Below are 13,726 nucleotides of genomic sequence, written 5' to 3'. Positions count from 1 at the left end.
CATTAGTGCTGTCCCCCCGATCGAACATCCAACGTCATCAGGAAGAGGGAAGAACGAAGAAGGAAGAAGCCACTGATGCAGCAATAACGCTAGTTCCCAGGCAGAGCCTGGGAACGGGCCGATAACCGATGCTATGCCTCGTAAAACGGGAGGCAGAGCCTCCACAAGAGCATTCCCAGGCTCTGCCTGGGAACGAGCTTGCTAGCCTGAAAGCTGAAAAATTACCAGCCTAGGGCCGAGTAAAACTCGCTAGCAACCGGCTCCTTCTCCGCAGCCGGGGCCGCTGCATCCGAGTCTGGTTCCACGCGAACTTCGGTGCAAAAAGTCGAAGTGCTGAAACCGCCAAAGCGCTTTACCGCACTCGTCCGCATTCGCACGTTCGGATTGGCAAACCAAAAACGCTCGATCGAACTCATCGTCTCGTATTCCGTAATCAGCAGCAGCGCATCCTCATCATCCATCTCAAAACGGCCAGCCACCGGCACAATTTCCGCATAGCCCCGTTCCCGCAACATCAAACCCTGCCGCGGATTCTCACGATCTGGGACGATCGCGAACACAGTAGAGCCCTTATGATTCTCATCATCCTTATCCCACGCCATAGTGCCGTGCCAAGTCACAAAAGCCCCCCCAGCAGCCCGACTTGGATCGACTTCGTGCATCTGGCAAATCTCGGCCACTCTCGCGTCATCCGCACCTAGCGCCGTTACCTGAATATTTGAATCCCCAATCTCCGCTTGGCGGAAAGCGAGGTGGTGAGTGCTGCGCTGCGATCGCCATTCTCCAGCACTACTCTGAAAAAACTCCATTGCATCCATACAAAATAACTCCTTTGGCTTAGGCTTCCCGGTTTTTACCCTGTTTTATGATAAAGCTCCCCCCACTTAGATGTACTTTTGCGACACAAATTAGTCTCAAAATGTCTACTTTGGACATATTGTCAAGACAATGTTATGATAGTTTACAATGTAGGAGACACAACAAATCCTGCGAAACGTCATTTCGATCTATCTCGCATCGATCTCAGCAAACTGGAGGAGCGAATTATGGATATGCCTACAACCAGCCTCAGCATGGAACAGCAGTTTAAATTACAAGTGCTGCGCGAACAAGTTAAGAGCTTAAGCCAAGACCAAGCTCAGGAATACTTGCTCGAAGTGATGCGGCAAAATATGGTCAAAGAAAACTTGTTAAAGTATTGGATGAAGAAAATGTGAACTCTTCGAGAACTTCTTCCACAAAATCAGCGGCTTGTATGTGCAAAAAGTGCGAGCGAGCTATTAAACATAAAACCTAGAATCCCGGTTTCTTTGAGAAATCGGGATTCTTGAGTTATATTAAGTCCAGTCAATTACTCGCGATAAAGATAATTGATAGTGAGGACTTTAGTCCTCTGATTTATGCGGACTAAAGTCCTCACTACGAACCAATTTGATTGTCGTCGTTTGTGTAGCGCGATTGTTTCAACATTCCGCAAATCAACCAAAACGGCCGCTGACATAATCCATAGTAGACTCTTCCTTCGGATTTTGGAAAATCACCTCAGTCCTGTCACACTCCACAAGATAGCCAAACCGCTTCCCATCATCAGAAAGTTTCGCATTGAAAAAAGCAGTCAAGTCAGAAACCCGAGAAGCCTGCTGCATATTGTGAGTCACAATCACGATGGTATACTTCTCCTTGAGTTCCCGCATCAACTCCTCAATCTTAATCGTCGAAATCGGGTCAAGGGAAGCGCAAGGTTCATCCATTAATACTACATCAGGATTAATGGCGATCGCCCTAGCAATACACAAACGCTGCTGCTGGCCGCCCGAAAGCGAAAAACCGCTTTGCTTCAACTTATCCTTCACCTCATCCCACAAATAAGCTTGGCGGAGGGATGTTTCCACCAACTCATCCATATCCCCCTTGTAATTATTCACCCTCGCACCGTAAGCAATATTGTCATAAATCGACTTCGGGAAAGGATTCGGCTTTTGAAACACCATCCCAATCTTGCGGCGCACCTCCACAGCATCAATATCAGGATCATAAAGATTTTGACCATGATAATCAATCCGGCCCTCTAAACGAAACCCATTAACCAAATCATTGAGGCGGTTAAAACATCGCAAAATTGTACTTTTGCCGCAGCCAGAAGGCCCAATCAAAGCAGTAATGCGATTTTTAGGAATCTCGATACAAACATTTTTAACAGCGTGAAAACCGCCGTAAAAGATATTGATATTTTCAGTCCGTAAAACAGTTTCCGTTTGCTTATCCAAATCCATCATACAGTTAATACTCCAATCGAGTTTTACAAATGACCAATTACAAATGACCAATGACAACTGACCAATAACAACTGACCAATAACAACTGTCAACTCTCAACTGTCAATTGTCAACTGATTAATAAACTTTTTGGCGAGTAGCCCAGCGAGAAAGAATACTCGTCAGCAAAACCATCAACACCAAAATCAAAGATGCCGCCCAAGCCAACTCTTTCTGTGCCTTAAAAGGAACAGTTGCAAAGTTGTACACCAAAACCGAAAGACTCGGAGTTGGCTTATCAAATCCCGCCGGCCAAAAAGGCGAATTCAGCGCCGTGAAAATCAAAGGAGCAGTTTCTCCAGCAGCGCGAGCAATTGCCAGCGTCACACCAGTTAAAATAGCCGGAATTGCCGCAGGCAAAACCACCTGTAACACCGTTTGATAATTAGAAGCACCCACGCCCACCGACGCCCATCTGATATCTTGCGGGACGATTTGTAGAGCTTCGTCAGTAGTCCGCACAATCGTCGGTAACATCAGCACAGCAAGCGCCGCGCCCCCGGCAATTGCCGAAAAACCTCCCATATTTACCACGAACAAACCGTAGGCAAATACCCCGGCAATAATCGAAGGCACGCCGCTGAGGACGTTAGTCGCAAAGCGCACCCAGCGAGCAATGTTGCCGCTGCTGAACTCCGACAAATAAACGGCGGCTAATACACCAAAAGGCACAGCAATTAGAGAAGCTATTCCTACGGTCATTAACGTACCAACAATTGCATTGGCGATACCACCTCCCGACAGTCCGGGTGCGGGTGGTAGTTTGGTAAATAAATCTAAATTCAGGCGATTAAAACCTTGTACTGTCACATAGGAAAGCACTGCGAACAAAGGCAGCAGAGTGACAGCCAGACAAGCTCCAGCTAGTACCGTCATCGCTAGATTGAACAGCGATTGCGGACTATTTTTAACCTTCTTCAAACTACCTATTTTTTGTTCTAAAGAATTCTCGTCGGGGACGGGATTTGACATAAACTAAAACTATGTAGGAAATTGTGGCAAACTTCTAGTTGTACTTAGCTCTGACTCGAGAAACAATCCACTCTGCCAAAACATTGACAATCAGAGTCATAATAAACAGAATTAGTCCGGTGTACATGAGAGCAGCCACTTGCAATCCAGAAGCTTCGGCAAATTGATTTGCCATCAGAGAAGCAATGGTATTTGCAGGAGCTAGCACAGAAGCACTTAACTGATTGGAATTACCAATTAACAGCGTTGCAGCCATTGTTTCTCCCATCGCGCGGCCCAAGCCGAGCATAATTCCGCCGACAATGCCGGAAAAAGCCGCTGGTACGAGGACTCTAAAGATTGTTGTCCAGCGAGTTGCTCCCAAACCCAGAGATGCTTGTCGCAAGTCGGGCGGGAGACTGGCTAAAGAGTCGCGGGAAATAGCAGTAATAATGGGCAAAGTCATAATCCCCAAAATTACTCCGGCGGGTAACATTCCCGGGCCAACTGGCGCTGTGCTAAAAATCGGCAGCCATCCGAAGTTACCGTTGAGAAACTTTCCGATGTTGGTAATAATGGGGATCAATACAGCAATTCCCCACAAACCATACACTACGCTGGGAATGGCGGCTAAAAGTTCTACTAAAAAAACTAAAGCTGTACGCACTGGCAGCGGCAAAAAGTCTTCGCTCAAAAAGATGGCAGTCCCTACTCCTAATGGTACTGCAATTAGGAGCGCGATCGCAGAACTGACGATCGTCCCATAAATCATCGGCAGCGCACCGTACTCTTCTTTAACGGGATTCCAATCACTGCTAAACAGAAAGCCCAAACCGTACTGTTGAATCGCTGGTAAAGCTCTGAAAGCAACGGTGAGCGCAATTACCAGCAAAATTACGCCAACTCCGATTCCCAAAACCCGAGTCAGCCAGATAAAGCCTTGGTCTAAGGATTTTTCTATCCGAGAGCGGGAACGCTTCTCTGGTTGAGCGGTGTTACTATCTGAAATCATAGACAAAAATTCTCAAAAATATTAAGGAAAAATCGCATTTTTGGGAAAAACTTAGAAGGAAGTAGAGAACTACACAGGCGCTAGAAGGAATCAAAATACACAGGCGTCCCGCCTGTTCCACAAGGAGGAAGAGAAGAGAAGAAAAGACAAGGTGTTGACAACGGATGCACTGATTCTTATCTAAAAGAAGGGCGGGTTGATTAATCCCCTGACTTTTTAACAAATATTTCTGGCAAAACCCGCCCTTACAGAAATATCTCTTTTCCTTCTTCCTTCTTCCTTCTTCCTTCTTCCGTCTTCCTTCTTCCTTCTTCCTTCAATTACTATTTGCCAATCTCAATCTTGTAGTCGGGGCTGATGCCGTCGGCTGCCAAAGCAACTTTTTCTCTGACATTTTGGGGCAGAGGAACGTAGCCCAATTCGGCACTAACTTTTTGACCTTCGGTTAAGCCGTATTCCACCATTGCCTCGATGGCTTTGGCTTTGTTGGGGTCTGCAACTTTTTTGGGGACGAGCATCCAAGTGTAGGTGACAATTGGATAGGATTCAGCGCCTTCGGGGTCTTCGATAAATGCTCGCAGATTTTCGGGCAGGGGCACTGTTGCTAGAGCTTTAGAAGCTGAGTCGTCGGTAGGTGTGACAAAGCTGCCTGCTTTGTTTTGCAAAGATGCAAATTTGACGTTGTTGTTTTTGGCGTAGCCGTATTCGATGTAGCCGATGCTGCCTGCTGTTTGCAGGAGTTGGCTGGTGACGCCTTCGTTGCCTTTTGCGCCTACGCCTACGGGCCACTGTACTGTTTTGCCTTCGCCTACTGCTGTTTTCCAGTCGGGGCTGATGGCACTCAGGTGTTTGGTGAACACGGCTGTGGTACCGCTACCGTCGGAACGGTGGACAACGGTGATGGCTTGGTCTGGCAATTTAGCGCCTGGATTGGCTGCGGCAATTTTGGGGTCGTTCCACTTGGTAATTTTACCTTGGAAGATTTCTGTGTAAACGTCTCTGGGCAGTTTGAGTTCGGGTACCTCTGGCAGGTTGTAGCCGATGACGATGCTGCCGGCTGTCATGGGTAGCAAAATCACGCCTTTGTCTGCTGGAACTTTGGCGATTTCGTCGTCTTTCATGCCGGTGTCGCTGGCCCCAAAGTCTACTGTGCCTTTGGTAAATTGTTCGACTCCGGCCCCACTACCTACTGATTGATAGTTAATTTGTACTTTGGGGTTGATTTTGTTGAAGTCTTGAAACCAACGCTGATATAGAGGGGCGGGAAATGAGGCGCCTGCTGCGGTTATGGCTACGTCTGAGGCTAGGACGAGTTTGCTGTTTGCGGCTGTGCCTGTGGCTGCAACGGGGGATGCTGCTGTGTCGCCGGGGCTGGGGCTGCTGCTGGTTGTGCTGCTGCCGCCACAAGCTGCTAAGCTGAGGGCGATCGCCATAGCGGAAATTGCGGTAGTCACGCGATTCGGATTAATCAAGTTGAGACGAAAAAGCATAGGTATACAAAATTTGCGATCGTTATACGGATGTCCCGCCATAGCATATCGCGCGAAAGTAAAGCTTAGGTTAAAAATATTTACATTTTATCTTAATCTAATGTTAACCAAGATTAAATTAACTTCATTGATGAGCTTGACAAGTGTGATTTTATCAGATGGGTGAAAGATCAATTTGTGGGGAAACAAGGGTGCGATCGCCCGGCTGCGAAAAATTCCCACGATCAAAGTATCACAACATCCTGGTTTGAGAACCAGAAAACCCTACAATGATGGTTGTTTTGACAGTAGTGCTAGTATTGAGAACTTAAAAGTTGCGGGCATTCCAGGCTGCATCTGACAAATGCTGATGATATAGCAACCGCCCTGACGGTTAGGACGTTCTGGCATTGCACAAACATAAACTGTCGGTTACAACTTCCTCTTGAGTTCTTCCTCTTTGCCTTCTGCCTCCTGCCTTCTTCCTGATGACCAATGACCAATGACCAATGACCAATGACCAATGACCAATGACTAATGACTAATGACTAATGACTAATGACTAATGACTAATGACCAATGACTTCAACATCTGCTATAATGCCTGCTCCTATTGAATTAATCTGGGCTTTTATTGGTTTACTCCTGACGATAGGAGGCACTTTTTTACCTGCATCTGTCACAATGCCGATCGGGTTTTGGGACGATCGCGGACTTCAGGCATACTCTTTAGGTGTTACTTATCAAATTGGAGCAGTATTGCTAGTAGGCTGCATGGGTGGCAAAAATGCTGCGGCGCTCTCACAAATTGCCTATTTGGTATTAGGATTAACTTTGTGGCCAGTTTTTGCTCAAGGCGGCGGCATCGGCTATCTCAAAGAAGCGAGTTTTGGGTATTTGCTGGGTTTTGTGCCTGGTGCTTGGGTGTGTGGCTGGGTGGCTTTTAAGGTGGCTTCGCGGCTGGAATCGATGGCTTTTAGTTGTTTGTGCGGTTTATTTACCGTTCACGCGATCGGCTTAATTTATCTAATTTTTAGTTACTTGCTGATTCCGGGTAAAAAAACACCTTTATTCGATGAGATTCTGAAATATTCGGTTTATCCCCTGCCGGGGCAATTGGCGGTGGTTTGTGCGATCGCACTTCTGTCATTTACTTTGCGACGCTTGATGTTTTATTAATTTGTCAGTTGTCATTTGTCAGTTGTCATTAGTCATTAGTCATTAGTCATCAGTTATGATATTAGGTTATACTGTGTTTGCGGATTGGTGAGCAATCTCACTGCGACTCAGAAATTTGCGTAACTTGTTTCCTGCCCGATGTCCTATATTTTACTACCTAATCCATGCGTTTTAAAAGAAATCCCTTATTCTGGGTTGCTGCTATTATCAGTTTAGTTTTAGACCACTTGACTAAGTTTTGGGTGGTGCAAAATTTTGACTTGACAGTTCCCCCGCAGACTCAGCCACTGTTACCTGGGATATTTCACTTCACCTATGTTGTTAATACCGGTGCAGCTTTTAGTTTGTTTAGCAATGGGGCGATTTGGTTGCGGTGGCTGTCTTTGGGTGTGAGTGTGGGATTGATGATTCTAGCTTGGTTCGGCCCGCGAATTAATCGCTGGGAACAAGCTGGCTACGGTTTGATTTTGGGTGGCGCACTGGGGAACGGGATCGATCGATTTGTGTTGGGTCATGTTGTGGATTTTATCGATTTTAGGATAATTCGGTTCCCGGTATTTAATCTGGCAGATGTGTTTATTAATGCTGGGATTATCTGTTTGCTGATTGCAACTTTTCACGGTGCACCGCCACCATCGAAAAACCGAGATGATCGCGATTCTATTTCAGAGTAACTTGGAAGCAGGAAGTTCCGCAACGGATTGTGTAGCGGATGTAACCGATTTAATAAGTGTTAGCTAACTAGCCGTAGGGTTCATCAGAGGGAGATTTTTAGTTTGCGATTCAAACATTCTGCTCGAAGCAGCACGCTACAATAACTTCGGTAATGGCTTAAAATGATACATGAACAGACTTATTGTTAACACTAAACTTGCTTGCCTGTGACTCCTAATCCATTTGCCCAAGAACGCCTGCTATTTGCCCCAGCAACCCCCGATGCTGATGCTATCCCGACTATTTTTGCATTTCCCAACGAGTACACGGTTGGTATCACCAGTCTCGGCTATCAGATTGTGTGGGCTACTTTGGCTGTGCGATCGGATATTGAAGTCAGCCGTTTATTTACTGATATCCGCGAACAACTTCCCCGACATCCAGAATTATTGGGATTTTCGCTTTCTTGGGAACTAGACTATGTAAATATTCTCAATTTATTGGAATCTTTAGACATTCCGATTTGGTCATCAAAAAGAACTGATAATCATCCAATTGTATTCGGTGGTGGTCCGGTATTTACTGCTAATCCTGAACCTTTTGCAGATTTCTTTGATGTGATTTTGCTGGGAGATGGCGAAAATCTGATTGACAATTTTATTGATGCTTGTAAAGAAGTTCGTAGCGCCGACAGACAAACTAAATTGCGTCATTTAGCCCAAGTTCCGGGAGTGTACGTTCCCAGTTTGTACGAAGTAACTTATCTGGATGCGACTCAGGGGATTAAATCGATTCAGCCTGTGGATTCGGAAATTCCCAGTATGGTTGAAAAACAGACTTATCGCGGCAATACTTTATCTGCTTCGACTGTGGTGACAGAAAAGGCGGCTTGGGAAAATATTTACATGGTGGAAGTGGTTCGCAGTTGTCCAGAAATGTGCCGTTTCTGTTTAGCAAGTTATCTAACTTTACCATTTAGAACTGCGAGTTTGGAGGATTCGCTAATTCCGGCGATCGATCGCGGTTTAGCTGTGACTAATCGTTTGGGTTTGTTGGGTGCTTCTGTGACTCAACACCCGGAATTTGAACAGTTGTTGGAGCATTTGAATCATCCGAAATACGACGGTGTGCGGCTTAGTCTTTCTTCGGTGCGGACGAATACGGTGACAGTTAAATTGGCGCAAATTTTGACAAACAGAGATAGTAAATCTGTGACTATTGCGGTGGAAAGCGGTAGCGAGCGCCTCCGTAAGATTGTCAATAAAAAACTCACTAATGATGAAATTATCCAAGCTGCTATCAATGCTAAGGCGGGGGGATTAAAGGGGATTAAACTTTACGGGATGGCGGGAATTCCTGGTGAAGAGATGGAGGATTTGGAGGAGACGGTGGCGATGATGAAGGCGATTAGAAAAGCTGTTCCTGGTTTGCGATTGACTCTGGGATGCAGCACTTTTGTGCCGAAATCTCACACTCCTTTTCAGTGGTTTGGTGTGGATAAAGATGCGGAGAAGAGGCTGAAGTTTTTAGATAAAGAAATGCGGAAGCTAGGGTTAGAATTTAGACCTGAAAGCTATAACTGGTCTGTGATTCAGGGTCTGTTGTCAAAGGGCGATCGCAGGTTGTCTCGGCTGTTGGAATTAGTGCGCCATTACGGCGATACTTTGGGCAGTTATCGGCGAGCTTTTAAGGAGTTGCGGGGACAGTTACCGGAGATGGATTTTTATGTTTTTCAAGAGTGGGAATTAAATCAGGTTTTGCCTTGGAGTCATTTGAAAGGGCCGCTACCGGAGGCGACTTTGAAGAAGCATTTGGCTGAGGCGATGACTCATTTTAAGACGGAGGATTTGCAGTTGACGAGTTAGGAAAGAGGATGCGAAAGTCTACACAAACGAAGAACAGACGGCGGTTGAAACCGCGTCTACACAAACGATGTCCGGATGGTGCGCGGACTGAATAAAATAACGTAATTTTAATTAACCGCGCGGTATTCAACCCGCGCACCATCCGGGTTTTGTTTGTAGAGACGCGGTTTTTAACCGCCCGGTCTTCTGGACTTACAATAGGATTTAAAAAATGCCTAAAAGTTTACCGTATCATGACTTTTTGATGGCGCGACTAAAAGACCACAGTTTTGCGGCAGTATATCTCGAAACTCATTTTGAATTAGATGAAGGCGAAGAACCTGATCAAGCATTAATCAGACTTGCTCTTGGTGATGTAGCCGAAGCTTTGGGTTTACCCAAAATGACTCCTGAAGAATATGAATTGCACTTGAAAAAGCTGGAAGAATTGCTATCGCAGCAAGGAAGTGATACAATCTATAATCTGGGAAATTGGCTGAATGCTTTGGGGTTGAAATTAACTGTTGCTGTTTGTACTTAGACAGAGGATAATACTATAAATGTTGAAGCGCGATCGCAATTAACTGTCTAACCCAACTATAATATAATTATGCCCGAAGTTCACCCCAGGGAAATTCAGCGTTATGTCACATCAGAGGGCAGAGTACCTTTCGCTGAGTGGTTTGATTCGTTCAAAGATACGAATACTAAAGCCAAGATTAGATCTAGGCTAAACCGAGTTATTTCTGGCAATTTCGGAGACTATCGTTCAGTTGGAGAAGGAGTTTGTGAACTCAGAATAGACTATGGCCCTGGTTTCAGAATCTATTTTGGGCAAGTAGGAACAACAATTGTACTTCTTCTGTGCGGAGGAGATAAAAGCACTCAAGACCGAGATATCCGCCAAGCAATAGAATACTGGACTAATTACAATAGGAGTTAAAACAATGGTTAAAAGTATCCCGGATCATCCGTTTTTAATTGAATCTCTGAGAAAAAATCTGGCATTGTCAGCAGCCTATATAACCGCGACTATAGAGGAAATAGATCCGGAACCTGAACTGCTGAAGCGGGCACTTACCGATGTAGCAGAAGCTATAAGCCAACCAAAAATGACTCCAGAAGAATATGAATTGCACTTAAAAAAACTGGATGAATTGCTTTCGCAGCAAGGAAGCGATACGATTTATAATCTGGGAACTTGGCTGAATGCTTTGGGATTGAAACTAACTGTTGCTGTTTGTACTGATACAGAGGATAATACTGCAAATGCTCAAATTTCAGCAGAATTAACTGTTTAGCAAAGCGATAAAATGAGGAGCGACATACTATAATAAAATCATGCCAGAAGTCGAACCGAGAGAAATTCAGCGTTATACTACGCCAGATAACAAAGTCCCTTTTGAGGAATGGTTTAATTTTCTCCGAGATGGCAAAGCTAAAGCTAGAATTAAGCTGAGACTAGACAGAGTTCTACTCGGCAATCTTGGAGATTATCGATTTGTTGGAGAGGGAGTCTATGAATTAAAAATAGATTATGGCCCTGGATACCGAATCTATTTCGGACAAGTAAGCACAACAATTATCCTGCTTTTAATAGGCGGGGATAAAAGCACTCAAGACCGAGACATACGCCAAGCTAAAGAATACTGGACAGATTATAGGAGTGAAGATAATGCCTAAAAATTTACCTTACCATCCGTTTCTAATACAGTCTCTCAAAAACCCAACAGACTCTGCTATGTATCTAGAGGCTTTTTTTGAAGAAGAAAACCCCGAAGCAGAACTGCTCAAAATGGTACTCAGCAATGTAGCAGAAGCTTTGGGTCAACCAAAAATGACTCCTGAACAATATGAATTGCACTTAAAAAAACTGGATGAATTGCTGTCGCAGCGAGGAAGTGATGCGATTTATAATCTGGGAACTTGGCTGAATACTTTGGGATTGAAACTAACAGTTGCTGTTTGTATGGATACGGAGGATAATACTGTAAATGATGAAATTCCAGCGGAATTAACTGTTTAGCAATATTCAAAAAATGCCCAATTTTAAATATTCGTCGCTGATTGATGCTACCGTTGAAGCAGTCTGGAACTTTCACGAAAGGCCGAACATTCTCCAACTTTTGACACCGCCTTGGCAACCGGTGAAAATCATTCGCCGTGAAGGGGGACTTGATGTGGGTGCTGTATCAGAATTTCGCCTGTTATTGGGGCCGATTCCTGTAAAATGGGTGGCGACTCACACTGAGTGCGAACAATATCGCTTGTTTGTTGATGAACAAACTGAGGGGCCGATGGCACGTTGGACTCACCGACACGAGTTTACTACAGAAAATGGCCATACCCGATTGACAGATGCGATCGCATTTTCGATACCGGGCGGCCCAATTGTCGATTTGTTGTTAGGTTGGTGGGTGGAAATGCGGTTAACAGATATGTTTCGCTACCGCCATGAAGTTACAAAAAGAGAGTGCGAAAAATATCCCAACAATGGCTGACAATTTTCAGGCTGATTTAGTATAATTTATAAACTTTGAAGTGGCTGCTTCGACGAAAGCCCGAAAGATTCCGCAGTGTGCGAGACTTTTTGTCGATCGTTCTGGATGCCACTGAACTGCTACCATCCAAGGATGATATTTGTACTCCATTGCTTCCACTAAACCGTCGGGTGCTCGCGCTACAATTTGCCAATCAGGTGTCACATCCTGTACAGCTTGATGATGCCAAGAAACAACTGTTGTTGCTGTTGTTCCCATGATTTTTGCTAACCGACTGTCTGGATCGATTTTAATGATATGCTCGATCGCACAAGGGGGAATTCCGGTGCCGTGAGTCACCTGATCTCCGTAAGCATCGGGTACGTGAATCACCAAATTACCACCGCTGGCTACATTCAGCAGTTGCATTCCCCGGCAAATCCCCAACACAGGTATGTCCGCCTTCAAAGCTAGCCTAGCTAAGTTTAACTCAAAATTGTCGCGTTCTGCATTAACTGAATAAACTGTGCGATCGAGCAAACCGCCATAATGTTCTGGGTTGATATCTCCACCACCTGAAAAAATCAAACCATCTACGGCATCAAAAATACTAGCTGGATTTAATTGATTGGGCGGCAGTAAAATCGGAATGCCACCTGCCGTCTGCACTGCATCAATATAAGCTCCATTTAAGCAATATTCGCCTGCTGGACTGCGGTTGTAAGTTGTAATGCCAACGATGGGATGTTTTTTCATTTGTTCGAGAGTGGGAGATAATTATTTACATTGGTTCTCGGATATTCTAGTATTATCAATAAGTTTTTATTGCACGGGCTAGAAGCCCATGCTACCAGAAAATTTACTGATTGTGGAACAGGCATCTTGCCTGTTTATTGCACGGGCTAGAAGCCCATGCTACCAGAAAATTTACTGATTGTGGAACCGCCATTTTGCCTGTTTTTTATATAATTACTTGTGATTGATTCCTAGATTAAACTAAGCATTGCCTGAACTGCTGTCTAATTTGTAACAGTTTTAGGATTAGTTTCCAGCAGCGGTTGGCGCGTGCACAGATAAGCCAATGGCCCGAAGAGTGGTACTAATGTTACTGCCCAAAATGCTGTAGAGTTCTGCATTCCTCGGCGCGCCATATCGTCTGCTAACAAAGCAGGAAATACCAGGGAAAGCATACAAAAATCTAAACTCATGACATGGATAAAGCGGCTAGTTTGCCACTGCTGAAAAAAATCAGACCAATCGCCTTTTGTCAAGCCAAAGGCAACTAACGCAGCAGCGCCTAATGTGAGGAGAATCCCAGTAAAACGGGAATCTAATATTTTTAAGAAGACATTTTTAGTGCCGGAAAATTCTGGATTAGGTTCGCGCAGGGCTAGATAAGGCAGTAAGGCAAAGGCGCCCACGCCAAAGGATAAAGTGGCAAAAATCCATGCAGGTATTTTCTGCCCTCTGCCGTCGGCAAATAAGACGCAACTGTAGATGAGTGGCCAGACTCCCATAATGTTGAATAAGGCTACAATTAAAGGGTTGATGTCTGCTATTTTTCCTGTGGAAAGATTGGTAATTAGTGTGATGGTTTCTGGGCTGTCGGGTGGTGCGAATACAAAGGCGTAGGTGCTGAATGCAATCCAAAGCAGCCAAAATCCAATTTTTCTGAGCATAGTTACTTTTGTTTAATTCTGATATTAGTATAGCAATTTTAAATGTTTTTTGATGGCGGATTTTTTTGTTAACCGCAGAGGGCGCAGAGGACACTGAGGAAGAGAAGAAAAGAAAAGAAAAGAGCAGATTATATCTGAATGTA

General features: G+C 44.8%; 18 protein-coding genes. 11 read left to right on the top strand and 7 right to left on the bottom strand.

Annotation, left to right across the window (positions count from 1 at the left end; all coding sequences use genetic code 11):
• Nucleotides 1–221: 221 nt before the first annotated feature.
• The gene (locus QUB66_RS11075; RefSeq protein WP_332967634.1) at nucleotides 222–818 is read right to left on the bottom strand and encodes a phycobiliprotein lyase; all 597 of its coding nucleotides are present in this window, start codon (nucleotides 816–818) and stop codon (nucleotides 222–224) included.
• Nucleotides 819–953: 135 nt separating this feature from the next.
• Between QUB66_RS11075 and QUB66_RS29730 the strand changes: the two genes are divergently transcribed.
• The gene (locus tag QUB66_RS29730) at nucleotides 954–1,217 is read left to right on the top strand and encodes an NblA/ycf18 family protein (protein WP_442923161.1); all 264 of its coding nucleotides are present in this window, start codon (nucleotides 954–956) and stop codon (nucleotides 1,215–1,217) included.
• A 261-nt stretch (nucleotides 1,218–1,478) separates the two neighbouring features.
• Here QUB66_RS29730 and pstB read toward each other — a convergent pair whose 3' ends face one another.
• The 4 genes from pstB to pstS form a co-directional block, all read right to left on the bottom strand.
• A complete protein-coding gene (pstB, locus tag QUB66_RS11065; protein ID WP_265233890.1) occupies nucleotides 1,479–2,273 on the bottom strand; it encodes a phosphate ABC transporter ATP-binding protein PstB in 795 nt (264 codons plus the stop codon).
• A 120-nt stretch (nucleotides 2,274–2,393) separates the two neighbouring features.
• Complete coding sequence (gene pstA / locus QUB66_RS11060) at nucleotides 2,394–3,287, bottom strand: phosphate ABC transporter permease PstA (RefSeq protein ID WP_332967636.1); 894 nt, start codon at nucleotides 3,285–3,287, stop codon at nucleotides 2,394–2,396.
• A 34-nt stretch (nucleotides 3,288–3,321) separates the two neighbouring features.
• Nucleotides 3,322–4,278 carry a phosphate ABC transporter permease subunit PstC gene (gene pstC / locus QUB66_RS11055; RefSeq protein WP_332967637.1) on the bottom strand — a complete coding sequence of 319 codons (957 nt, stop codon included), beginning with the start codon at nucleotides 4,276–4,278 and terminating at the stop codon, nucleotides 3,322–3,324.
• 323 nt (nucleotides 4,279–4,601) lie between these two features.
• Nucleotides 4,602–5,768 carry a phosphate ABC transporter substrate-binding protein PstS gene (gene pstS / locus QUB66_RS11050; RefSeq protein WP_332967639.1) on the bottom strand — a complete coding sequence of 389 codons (1,167 nt, stop codon included), beginning with the start codon at nucleotides 5,766–5,768 and terminating at the stop codon, nucleotides 4,602–4,604.
• A 175-nt stretch (nucleotides 5,769–5,943) separates the two neighbouring features.
• On the opposite strand from pstS, the gene QUB66_RS11045 reads away from it, so the two are divergent.
• The 10 genes from QUB66_RS11045 to QUB66_RS11000 all read left to right on the top strand — a co-directional run bounded on the left by QUB66_RS11045 (nucleotide 5,944) and on the right by QUB66_RS11000 (nucleotide 11,925).
• Nucleotides 5,944–6,108: a hypothetical protein gene (locus QUB66_RS11045; protein ID WP_265233790.1), complete on the top strand. Its 165-nt coding sequence runs from the start codon at nucleotides 5,944–5,946 to the stop codon at nucleotides 6,106–6,108.
• Nucleotides 6,109–6,347: 239 nt separating this feature from the next.
• On the top strand, nucleotides 6,348–6,926 hold the full coding sequence (locus QUB66_RS11040; protein ID WP_265233889.1) for a biotin transporter BioY: 579 nt from the start codon (nucleotides 6,348–6,350) through the stop codon (nucleotides 6,924–6,926).
• A gap of 164 nt (nucleotides 6,927–7,090) precedes the next feature.
• Nucleotides 7,091–7,600 carry a signal peptidase II gene (lspA, locus tag QUB66_RS11035; protein ID WP_265233789.1) on the top strand — a complete coding sequence of 170 codons (510 nt, stop codon included), beginning with the start codon at nucleotides 7,091–7,093 and terminating at the stop codon, nucleotides 7,598–7,600.
• A 207-nt stretch (nucleotides 7,601–7,807) separates the two neighbouring features.
• Nucleotides 7,808–9,445, top strand: coding sequence for a B12-binding domain-containing radical SAM protein (locus QUB66_RS11030; RefSeq protein WP_265233788.1), 1,638 nt, complete (start codon nucleotides 7,808–7,810; stop codon nucleotides 9,443–9,445).
• A gap of 211 nt (nucleotides 9,446–9,656) precedes the next feature.
• Nucleotides 9,657–9,965 (top strand): helix-turn-helix domain-containing transcriptional regulator, encoded by a 309-nt coding sequence (locus QUB66_RS11025; protein WP_332967640.1) that lies wholly within the window; start codon nucleotides 9,657–9,659, stop codon nucleotides 9,963–9,965.
• A gap of 69 nt (nucleotides 9,966–10,034) precedes the next feature.
• A complete protein-coding gene (locus tag QUB66_RS11020) occupies nucleotides 10,035–10,367 on the top strand; it encodes a type II toxin-antitoxin system RelE/ParE family toxin (RefSeq protein WP_265233786.1) in 333 nt (110 codons plus the stop codon).
• 4 nt (nucleotides 10,368–10,371) lie between these two features.
• Complete coding sequence (locus QUB66_RS11015) at nucleotides 10,372–10,725, top strand: helix-turn-helix domain-containing transcriptional regulator (RefSeq protein WP_332967642.1); 354 nt, start codon at nucleotides 10,372–10,374, stop codon at nucleotides 10,723–10,725.
• Nucleotides 10,726–10,765: 40 nt separating this feature from the next.
• Complete coding sequence (locus QUB66_RS11010) at nucleotides 10,766–11,107, top strand: type II toxin-antitoxin system RelE/ParE family toxin (protein WP_332967644.1); 342 nt, start codon at nucleotides 10,766–10,768, stop codon at nucleotides 11,105–11,107.
• The gene (locus tag QUB66_RS11005) at nucleotides 11,100–11,450 is read left to right on the top strand and encodes a helix-turn-helix domain-containing transcriptional regulator (protein ID WP_332967645.1); all 351 of its coding nucleotides are present in this window, start codon (nucleotides 11,100–11,102) and stop codon (nucleotides 11,448–11,450) included. The genes QUB66_RS11010 and QUB66_RS11005 overlap by 8 nt, the downstream gene beginning before the upstream one ends.
• 13 nt (nucleotides 11,451–11,463) lie before the next feature.
• Nucleotides 11,464–11,925: an SRPBCC family protein gene (locus tag QUB66_RS11000; protein ID WP_332967647.1), complete on the top strand. Its 462-nt coding sequence runs from the start codon at nucleotides 11,464–11,466 to the stop codon at nucleotides 11,923–11,925.
• 6 nt (nucleotides 11,926–11,931) lie between these two features.
• On the opposite strand, the gene QUB66_RS10995 is transcribed toward QUB66_RS11000, so the two are convergent.
• On the bottom strand, nucleotides 11,932–12,660 hold the full coding sequence (locus QUB66_RS10995) for a gamma-glutamyl-gamma-aminobutyrate hydrolase family protein (protein WP_332967649.1): 729 nt from the start codon (nucleotides 12,658–12,660) through the stop codon (nucleotides 11,932–11,934).
• Between the two features lie 263 nt (nucleotides 12,661–12,923).
• Nucleotides 12,924–13,583 carry a DUF2834 domain-containing protein gene (locus QUB66_RS10990; protein ID WP_332967651.1) on the bottom strand — a complete coding sequence of 220 codons (660 nt, stop codon included), beginning with the start codon at nucleotides 13,581–13,583 and terminating at the stop codon, nucleotides 12,924–12,926.
• Nucleotides 13,584–13,726: the final 143 nt, after the last annotated feature.

Source organism: Microcoleus sp. A2-C3, assembly GCF_036706065.1.
Taxonomy (GTDB): Bacteria; Cyanobacteriota; Cyanobacteriia; order Cyanobacteriales; family Microcoleaceae; genus Microcoleus.
This window is presented reverse-complemented; position numbering and strand designations above follow the sequence as displayed.

Coding starts and splice junctions, on each gene's coding strand:
- QUB66_RS11075 (WP_332967634.1), bottom strand. CDS start 818: ATGGATGCAATGGAGTTTTTTCAGAGTAGTGCTGGAGAATGGCGATCG.
- QUB66_RS29730 (WP_442923161.1), top strand. CDS start 954: ATGATAGTTTACAATGTAGGAGACACAACAAATCCTGCGAAACGTCAT.
- pstB (WP_265233890.1), bottom strand. CDS start 2,273: ATGGATTTGGATAAGCAAACGGAAACTGTTTTACGGACTGAAAATATC.
- pstA (WP_332967636.1), bottom strand. CDS start 3,287: ATGTCAAATCCCGTCCCCGACGAGAATTCTTTAGAACAAAAAATAGGT.
- pstC (WP_332967637.1), bottom strand. CDS start 4,278: ATGATTTCAGATAGTAACACCGCTCAACCAGAGAAGCGTTCCCGCTCT.
- pstS (WP_332967639.1), bottom strand. CDS start 5,768: ATGCTTTTTCGTCTCAACTTGATTAATCCGAATCGCGTGACTACCGCA.
- QUB66_RS11040 (WP_265233889.1), top strand. CDS start 6,348: ATGCCTGCTCCTATTGAATTAATCTGGGCTTTTATTGGTTTACTCCTG.
- lspA (WP_265233789.1), top strand. CDS start 7,091: ATGCGTTTTAAAAGAAATCCCTTATTCTGGGTTGCTGCTATTATCAGT.
- QUB66_RS11025 (WP_332967640.1), top strand. CDS start 9,657: ATGCCTAAAAGTTTACCGTATCATGACTTTTTGATGGCGCGACTAAAA.
- QUB66_RS11020 (WP_265233786.1), top strand. CDS start 10,035: ATGCCCGAAGTTCACCCCAGGGAAATTCAGCGTTATGTCACATCAGAG.
- QUB66_RS11015 (WP_332967642.1), top strand. CDS start 10,372: ATGGTTAAAAGTATCCCGGATCATCCGTTTTTAATTGAATCTCTGAGA.
- QUB66_RS11010 (WP_332967644.1), top strand. CDS start 10,766: ATGCCAGAAGTCGAACCGAGAGAAATTCAGCGTTATACTACGCCAGAT.
- QUB66_RS11005 (WP_332967645.1), top strand. CDS start 11,100: ATGCCTAAAAATTTACCTTACCATCCGTTTCTAATACAGTCTCTCAAA.
- QUB66_RS11000 (WP_332967647.1), top strand. CDS start 11,464: ATGCCCAATTTTAAATATTCGTCGCTGATTGATGCTACCGTTGAAGCA.
- QUB66_RS10995 (WP_332967649.1), bottom strand. CDS start 12,660: ATGAAAAAACATCCCATCGTTGGCATTACAACTTACAACCGCAGTCCA.
- QUB66_RS10990 (WP_332967651.1), bottom strand. CDS start 13,583: ATGCTCAGAAAAATTGGATTTTGGCTGCTTTGGATTGCATTCAGCACC.